At 68.9% G+C, this 8,787-nt stretch carries 3 protein-coding genes and 3 pseudogenes; all 6 read left to right on the top strand.

Annotated features, from left to right (window positions below; genetic code table 11):
- The first annotated feature begins 447 nt into the window (after positions 1–447).
- The 6 genes and pseudogenes from TY51_RS01930 (at position 448) to TY51_RS01905 (ending at position 8,786) form a co-directional block, all read left to right on the top strand.
- Positions 448–1,752, top strand: a complete 1,305-nt coding sequence (locus TY51_RS01930; RefSeq protein WP_042245152.1) for a CmpA/NrtA family ABC transporter substrate-binding protein — start codon at positions 448–450, stop codon at positions 1,750–1,752.
- A 4-nt stretch (positions 1,753–1,756) separates the two neighbouring features.
- Positions 1,757–2,644: a nitrate ABC transporter permease gene (ntrB, locus tag TY51_RS01925; RefSeq protein ID WP_042245149.1), complete on the top strand. Its 888-nt coding sequence runs from the start codon at positions 1,757–1,759 to the stop codon at positions 2,642–2,644.
- 11 nt (positions 2,645–2,655) lie between these two features.
- Entirely contained in the window at positions 2,656–3,450 is a 795-nt protein-coding gene (locus TY51_RS01920) for an ABC transporter ATP-binding protein (protein ID WP_231558855.1), read from the top strand.
- 4 nt (positions 3,451–3,454) lie between these two features.
- Positions 3,455–5,883, top strand: a pseudogene (gene nirB / locus TY51_RS01915) (nitrite reductase large subunit NirB).
- Positions 5,880–6,205: pseudogene (nirD, locus tag TY51_RS01910) on the top strand (nitrite reductase small subunit NirD). Before nirB ends, nirD begins: the two co-directional pseudogenes overlap by 4 nt.
- Positions 6,202–8,786: pseudogene (locus TY51_RS01905) on the top strand (molybdopterin-dependent oxidoreductase). The pseudogenes nirD and TY51_RS01905 overlap by 4 nt, the downstream one beginning before the upstream one ends.
- Position 8,787: the final 1 nt, after the last annotated feature.

The raw sequence follows: 8,787 nt of genomic DNA, 5'->3' as shown, positions 1-8,787 counted from the left end.
CGACCTGTACCGCCGCCACCTCGCGAGAGGCCGGGGCCGACCTGCCCGCCGCATCCGCCAAGGTCGAAGGCGCAATGGCCGCCCCGACCCCCGTCGCGACCGAACAGGGCCGAATGATTCTGGGCGCCGATGCGTTCTTTGACGGCCACCGTTTCGACGCGGCGTTCGCGCGGCGCTGAATTCGCGGGCAGGGTGGCGCAATTCGCGGCGACGGGCGGGGCAGGGGGGGCGTGTGCCCCCCGCGTGCTTGACCGGTGGTCCCGGCGCCGTGAATGATCGGGGAAAGGCGGATGCAACGGCGCACCGCGTTTGACCCCCTGGCCGCAAGGATGCGGTTCCCCATCTTCGGCAATGACGCCATCTGATCGTGCCCTGTTTCCGGGGCTGCGGCAGGTGGCCTTTCGCGTTCCTGCGCCCCGCTGCGCGCCAGTCCAAGGACCAGCCCCCATGACCCAGATCACGTCCCTGATCACGCCCCCCTCGCGCCGCCGTTTCCTGCAGGCGACCGGCGCAATGGCCACGATGGCCGCCGCCCGCCTGGCCCTGCCCGCCGGGGCCTGGGCCGCCACTCCCGGCACGCCCGAAGTCACCGGCTGCACCTTGGGATACATCGCCCTGACCGACAGCGCGCCGCTGATCATCGCGTCCGAAAAGGGGCTGTATGCCAAATACGGCATGCCCGACGTGCTGGTGGAAAAGCAGGCCAGCTGGGGCGCCACGCGCGACAACATGGCATTGGGGTCGGCGTCGGGCGGCATCGATGGCGGGCACATCCTGCGCCCCAAGGTGCATCTGTACTCCACCGGCAGCGTGATGCAGAACAGCCAGCCCTTGGCGATGTACACCCTGCTGAACCTGAACGAGGACGGGCAGGGCCTGTCGGTGCGCCAGGAATATGCCGACAGCGGCGTGGGCATCGACAGCAGCCCCCTCAAGGACATCTTTGCCGCCCGCCGCGCCGCGGGCGAGGAGATCCCGGTCGCCATGACCTTCCCCGGCGGCACGCATGATCTGTGGATGCGGTACTGGCTGGCGGCGGGCGGGATCGACCCGACCAGGGATGTCGACCTGATCGTCGTGCCGCCCCCGCAGATGGTCGCCAACATGAAGGTCGGCAACATGGAGGCCTTCTGCGTCGGAGAGCCGTGGAACGAACAGCTGGTGAACCAAGGCATCGGTTTCACCGCCGCCACGACCGGAGAGCTGTGGGCGCGCCATCCCGAAAAGATCCTGGGGATGCGCGCCGATTGGGTGGACGCCAACCCCAACGCCACCGTCGCGCTGATGATGGCGGTGATGGAGGCCCAGATGTGGTGCGACCTGCCCGAGAACAAGCAGGAGATGGCCGAGATCATCGGCCGCCGCCAATGGTACAACGTCCCCGTGGCCGACATCGTCGGCCGCATCCAGGGCCAGATCAATTACGGCAACGGCCGCAACGAGTTGCGCCCCGACCTGGCGATGAAGTTCTGGGGCCAGAACGGAGAGACGTCGTACCCGTGGAAATCGCTGGATGCGTGGTTCATCACCGAGAACAAGCGGTGGGGATACCTGCCGGGCGATCTGGACACGGCAGCCTTGGTGAACGGCACCAACCGCAGCGATCTGTGGCTGGCCGCCGCCGCGGGCCTGGGCCTGAGCGTCGATTTCGGCGACAGCCGCGGGGTCGAGACGTTCTTTGACGGCAAGACCTTCGATCCGGCGGACCCCGACGCCTATCTGGACGCCCAGTCCATCAAGGCGATGGTGTGATCCGATGAACGTCACAGCCCTCAAGCGCAAGCTGGACCTGACCCCGAAACCCGCAGCCCCAGTCGTGGCGCTGCCCACCCGCCGCCCCGACCGGCTGGCCCCCTGGCGCAAACGCGGGGTGGCGCTGGCCGGCAACGTCCTGCCGCCGCTGGCCGTGCTGGTCGTCCTGCTGACGATCTGGCAGGTCGGCGCATCGGGCGAGGGCAGCGGCCTGCCCACGCCGGTGCAGGTCTGGATCGACAGCGGCTTTCTGATCCTGGAGCCGTTCTACGTTTATGGCACCCAGGACATCGGCCTGGGCTGGCGCGTGCTGACCTCGCTGGAGCGTGTGGCCTATGGGTTCGGGCTGGCCGCCGTTGTGGGCGTGCTGACTGGCGCGGTCATCGGGCAGTCGGCGCTGATGATGCGCGGGTTCGACCCGATCTTTCAGATCCTGCGTACGGTGCCGCCGCTGGCCTGGCTGCCCATCAGCCTGGCCGCGTTCATGGACAGCGGGCCGTCGGCGATCTTTGTCATCTTCATCACCGCGATCTGGCCGGTGATCATCAACACCGCCGCGGGCGTGCGCGCCATCCCGCAGGATTACCGCAACGTCGCCGCCGTCCTGCGCCTGAACCAGGTCGAGTTCTTCTGGAAGATCATGGTCCCCGCCGCCGCCCCCTACATCTTTTCGGGGCTGCGCATCGGGGTGGGCCTGTCCTGGCTGGCCATCGTCGCGGCAGAGATGCTGACCGGCGGCGTGGGCATCGGCTTCTTCATCTGGGATGCGTGGAATTCGTCCCGCCTCAGCGACATCATCGTGGCCCTGGCCTATATCGGCGGCACGGGCTTCATCCTGGATCGTCTGGTCGGCTGGATCGGACGCGTCGTCTCTCGCGGCACGGCCGTGTAAGGGGAATGACCATGAAATACCTGTCCATCGAGCATCTGTCCAAGACCTTCGGGTCCGGGGCCAAGGCGGCGCATGTGCTGTCCGACATCACCTTGACCATCGGAAAGGGCGAATTCGTCAGCATCATCGGCCATTCCGGCTGCGGGAAATCGACGCTGCTGAACCTGATCGCCGGCCTGACCGACGTGACCCGCGGCGCCATCACCCTGGACGGGCGCGAGGTCAACGCACCGGGCCCAGACCGGGCCGTGGTGTTCCAGAACCACAGCCTGCTGCCGTGGCTGTCGGTCTATGACAACATCAAGCTGGGCGTGTCCAAGGTGTTCGGGTCGACCAAGACCCGCGCGGAACGCCACGACTGGATCATGCAGAACCTGGACCTGGTCCAGATGAGCCACGCCGCCGACAAGCGCCCCGCCGAGATTTCCGGCGGCATGCGCCAGCGGGTCGGCATCGCCCGGGCGCTTGCGATGGAGCCCAAGGTCCTGCTGCTGGACGAACCCTTCGGCGCGCTGGACGCGCTGACCCGCGCGCATCTGCAGGATGCGGTGATGGAGATCCACGCCCGGCTTGGCAACACGATGATCATGATCACCCATGACGTGGACGAGGCCGTGCTGCTGGCCGACCGTATCGTGATGATGACCAACGGCCCCGCCGCCACCATCGGAGAGGTGCTGAGCGTCGATCTGCCCCGCCCGCGCGACCGCATCCGGCTGGCCAGCCAGCCCGACTACGTGCGCGCCCGGGAATCGGTCCTGCGGTTCCTCTACGAACGTCATCGCTTTGTCGAAGCGGCGGAGTAGCATCATGGCACAGAAATTGGTCGTCATCGGCGCGGGCATGGCCTCGGGCCGGATGCTGGAGCATCTGTTCGACATGGCCCCCGGCCAGTGGGACGTCACCTTGTTCAACGCGGAACCGCGCGGCAATTACAACCGGCTGATGCTGTCGCCGGTGCTGTCGGGCGACAAGACCTATGACCAGATCGTCACCCATGACGACGCCTGGTATGCCGCCCATGGCGTCACATGCCGGTTCGGGGAAAGCGTGACCGCAATCGACCGCGACGCGCAGGTGGTGCAGGGCGCGAACGGGCCGGTGCCCTATGACGCGCTGGTCATTGCGACCGGTTCGGCACCCTTCATCATCCCGCTGCCGGGGCACAGGCTGCCCGGCGTGGTCGCCTATCGCGACCTCGAGGATACGAACGCGATGATCGAGGCCAGCCGCCCCGGCGCGAAGGCGGTCGTGATCGGCGGCGGCCTGCTGGGGCTGGAGGCCGCCGCCGGCATGGCCGCGCGGGGGGCCGAGGTGACGGTCATTCACCTGATGGGCCACCTGATGGAACGCCAGCTGGACCCCGCCGCCGCCTATCTGCTGCAGCGCGATCTGGAGGGGCGCGGCATCCGCGTCCATTGCAAGGGCGCGACCAAGGCGATCCTGGGCGAGGCCCGCGTCGACGCGGTGCTGCTGGAGGATGGCACGGTCTATCCCGCCGATCTGGTCTGCATGGCCGTGGGCATCCGCCCCGAGACGCGGCTGGCCAATGACGCGGGGCTGGAGGTCGCGCGCGGCATCACCGTCGACGACCAGATGCGGACCAGCGACCCGGCGATCTATGCGCTTGGCGAATGTGTCGAACATGACGATCAGCTGTTCGGTCTGGTCGCGCCGCTGTATGATCAGGCGCGCGTTCTGGCCGCGACGCTGGCCGGCGATCAGGCCGCGTTCAGACCCATCCAGACCGTGACCAAGCTGAAGGTCACCGGCTGCGACCTGTTCAGCGCCGGCGATTTCGCGGATGCGCCGGGGCGCGAGGATATCGTGTTTCGCGACCCCGGACGCGGCATCTACAAACGCCTGATCCTGGAGGGGGACCGCCTGATCGGCGCCGTCATGTATGGCGATACGGCCGACGGGGCGTGGTTCTTTGACAAGATCCGCAGCGGGGCCGACATCACGGCGGATCGCGACACGCTGATCTTTGGTCCCGCATTCGCCGGGGGGGCCCAAGCGGACCCTCTGGCAGCCGTTGCAGCCTTGCCGCCTGAGGCGGAGATCTGCGGGTGCAACGGCGTGTGCAAGGGGCAGATCACGGCAGCGATCCAGGGCGGCGCGCACAGCCTGGACGCGGTGCGCGGGCTGACCAAGGCCAGCGCGTCCTGCGGGACCTGCACCGGGCTGGTCGAACAGGTGATGGCCCTGACCCTGGGCGACGGGTTCGCGGCCAACGCCAACCCGCCCATGTGCAAATGCACCGATCACACCCATGAGGACGTGCGCCGCCTGATCAAGTCGATGGGCCTGAAATCTATTCCCGCCGTCATGCAGGATCTGGGGTGGCGCAGTGTCGGCGGCTGCGCGTCCTGCCGCCCGGCGCTGAACTATTACCTGATCGCGGATTGGCCCACGGAATACCGCGACGACCGGCAGAGCCGCTTCGTCAACGAGCGCAACCACGCCAACATCCAGAAGGACGGCACCTATTCGGTGGTCCCCCGCATGTGGGGCGGGGTGACGACCGCCGCCGAACTGCGCGCCATCGCGGATGCCGCCGACCGATACGCGGTGCCGATGATCAAGGTCACCGGTGGCCAGCGCATCGACCTTCTGGGCGTCAGGAAGGAGGATCTGCCCGCGATCTGGGCCGATTTCAACGATGCCGGGATGGTGTCGGGCCACGCCTATGCCAAGGGTCTTCGCACGGTCAAGACATGCGTCGCGAACAGTTCTGCCGTTTTGGCACCCAGGATTCGACCGGCTTGGGAATCCGGCTGGAGAAGATGTTGTGGGGGTCCTGGACGCCCGCCAAGGTCAAGCTGGGGGTTTCGGGATGTCCGCGCAACTGCGCCGAGGCGACGTGCAAGGATATCGGCATCGTCTGCGTGGACAGCGGGTTCCAGATCAGCGTGGCAGGCGCCGCCGGCATGGACGTGCGCGAAACCGTGCCGCTGCTGACGGTCGCCACCGCCGACGAGGTCTGCGATGTCACGGCGGCCTTCGTGCAGCTGTACCGCGAACACGCCCGCTATCTGCACCGCATCTACAAATGGGTGGACAAGGTGGGGCTGGACTGGTGCCGCGATCAGGTGGCGGACCCGGACATCCGGGCCGCGCTGGTGGCGCGGTTCGCGTTGAGCCAATCGGTCTATCAGGCCGACCCCTGGGCCGAACACGCAGCCCGACCCGCGGAATGGGCCCCCGTGGCCGACCTGACCCTGAGGGCCGCCGAATGAGCATGATCGACATCGCCGCACTGGACGACATCCCGCCGCAGGCGCCCGCGTCGTGCGCACGCCGCACGGCTGCGTCGCGATCTTTCGCACCGCGGACGACCGGGTCTTTGCGCTGGACGACCGCTGCCCGCACAAGGGCGGCCCTTTGTCCGAGGGGATCGTGCATGGCACATCCGTGACCTGCCCGCTGCACAACTGGGTGTTCGACATGACGACGGGACAGGCGCAGGGCGCCGACAGCGGCCATGTCGCCACCCACCCCGTGCGGGTCCAAGACGGGCGCATCTGGCTGGACACGCGCGCGATGCGGCGGGCGGCATGACTGTTCGCACGACCTGCCCCTATTGCGGCGTGGGCTGCGGGGTGCTGGCCACCCCGGACGGGCAGGGGGGGCTGACGGTACAGGGCGACCCGGACCACCCCGCCAACCGGGGCCGCCTGTGCGTCAAGGGTGCGGCCTTGGGCGAAACCGTCGCCACGCAAGGCCGCCTGCTGACCCCGCGCGTCGCCGGGGCGCAGGCGACCTGGGACAGCGCGCTGGATCTGGTGGCCGACCGCTTTACCGACGCCGTCGCACAGCACGGGCCGGATTCGGTGGCCATGTATGTCTCGGGTCAGCTGCTGACCGAGGATTACTATGTCGCCAACAAGCTGATGAAAGGATTCCTCGGCAGCGCCAACATCGACACGAATTCACGGCTGTGCATGGCCTCATCGGTGGCAGGGCACCGCCGCGCCTTTGGCAGCGACACCGTGCCGGGCCTGTACGAGGATCTGGAGCTGGCCGATCTGGTCGTGCTGACCGGGTCGAACCTGGCGTGGTGCCACCCGGTCCTGCACCAGCGGCTGATGGCGGCCCGCGCGGCGCGGCCCCAGATGCGCATCGTCGTCATCGACCCGCGTCGCACCGCCACTTGCGAAGGCGCGGACCTGCATCTGGCCATCGCGCCGGGGGCGGATGCGCATCTGTTCAACCTGCTGCTGTGCCACCTGTTCGACACGGGTCGCATCAGCGCGGATTTCCTGCCCCATGTCGCGGGGCTGGATGCGGCGCTGACCGCGGCGCGGCGGGCCGATCCGACGGCCACCGGGCTGGACCCGCGCGATGTGGCCGCGTTCCTGGACCTGTGGGCCCTGACCGACCGGGTCGTCACGGTCTATTCGCAGGGCATCAACCAGTCGGACACCGGCACGGACAAGGTGAACGCGATCCTGAACTGTCATCTGGCGACGGGCCGTATCGGTCGTCCCGGCATGGGCCCGTTCAGCGTCACCGGCCAGCCCAACGCCATGGGCGGGCGCGAGGTCGGCGGCATGGCCAACATGCTGGCCTGCCACCTGACGCTGGAGGATGCGACGCATCGCGATGCGGTCGCGGGTTTCTGGAACGCGCCCCGCATGGCCGACCGACCCGGCCTCAAGGCCGTCGACATGTTCCGCGCGGTCGAGGAGGGGCGCATCAAGGCGCTGTGGATCATCCACACCAACCCCGCCGTCACCATGCCCGAGGCCGACGGCGTGGCCCGCGCCATCGCCGCCTGCGATTTCACCGTCGTGAGCGAGGCGTGGCCCGACACCGACACGGCGCGGCTGGCCGACGTGCTGCTGCCCGCGACCGCGTGGGGCGAAAAGGATGGCACGGTCACCAATTCCGAACGCCTGATCAGCCGTCAGCGCGCGGCCCTGCCCGCGCCGGGGCAGGCGCGGCCCGATTGGTGGGCGGTGGCGCAGGTGGCGCGGCGCATGGGGTTCCGCGGTTTCGGCTGGACCGAGCCCGCGCAGATCTTTGCGGAACATGCAGCCCTGTCGCGTGTCGCCGGTGCCTTGGGCAGCGATTTCGACATCTCGGACCTTGCAGGCGCGGATTACGAGGCGATGCAGCCGGTGCACTGGCCCCAAGGGCCCGCGCAGCGCGGGGGGCGGTTCTTTGGGACGGGGCGGTTCCACACGCCGGACGGGCGCGCGCGGATGGTTCCGGTCGTCGCGCAGGTCCCGGACCATCCCGTGGGGCGGATGCTGCTGAACACCGGGCGGACGCGGGACCAGTGGCACACGATGACCCGCACCGGCCTGTCGCCCCGCCTGGCGCGGCATCTGGCGGAACCCTATCTGCAACTGCATCCCGGTGACGCGGCGCGCCTTGGGCTGGCCGCCGCCGATCTGGCGCAGGTCGACAGCCCGCAGGGCCGCGCCATCCTGCGCGTGATGATCAGCGACGGGTGCGCCCCGGCCACCCCTTTGCCCCGATCCATTGGAGCGGGCAGACCGCATCCGCCGGGCGCGTCGACGCGTTGGTGGCGGGGCAGGTCGATCCCGTCTCTGGCCAGCCGGCCAGCAAGTCGGCAGCGGTGACGGTCGCCGCGCTGGCCACGGCATGGCACGCGTTTCTGGTCAGCGACGCCCCAGTGACGCCCGACTGCGCCTATTGGGCGCAAAGCCGTCTGCCCGGCGGCTGGCAGGTCGAGATGGCGGGAACCCAAGCCATGCACGACTGGCAGGACTGGGCGGAACGGCTGCTGGGATTGGGTGCGCCCGCCCAGCAGATGGGCGATCCGGCGCGCGGTCTTCATCGGATGGCGTTTCACCGCGACGGGCGGCTGGCGGCGGCGCTGTTCGTGGGGCCGCAACCCGTGGCACTGTCACGGTCGCATCTGGCCGCGATGCTGGGCGGTGCCCTGACAGGCGCGCTGGCCGGGCGGCCGCGGTCGGACATGCCTGATCCTGGCCCGACCGTCTGCGCCTGTCTGGGCGTGGGGTTGAACACGATCCGGCAGGCGGTCGCACGCGGGTGCGACAGCGTCGCGTCCCTGGGCGCGGTCACCGGGGCCGGCACGAATTGCGGATCGTGTCGGCCCGAGCTGTCGGCCCTGCTGCGCCCCGTCCCGATGCAGGCAGCGGAATAGC

It is taken from the genome of Paracoccus sp. PAMC 22219, assembly GCF_000787695.1.
Lineage (GTDB): Bacteria > Pseudomonadota > Alphaproteobacteria > Rhodobacterales > Rhodobacteraceae > Paracoccus.
This window is presented reverse-complemented; position numbering and strand designations above follow the sequence as displayed.

Coding starts and splice junctions, on each gene's coding strand:
- TY51_RS01930 (WP_042245152.1), top strand. CDS start 448: ATGACCCAGATCACGTCCCTGATCACGCCCCCCTCGCGCCGCCGTTTC.
- ntrB (WP_042245149.1), top strand. CDS start 1,757: ATGAACGTCACAGCCCTCAAGCGCAAGCTGGACCTGACCCCGAAACCC.
- TY51_RS01920 (WP_231558855.1), top strand. CDS start 2,656: ATGAAATACCTGTCCATCGAGCATCTGTCCAAGACCTTCGGGTCCGGG.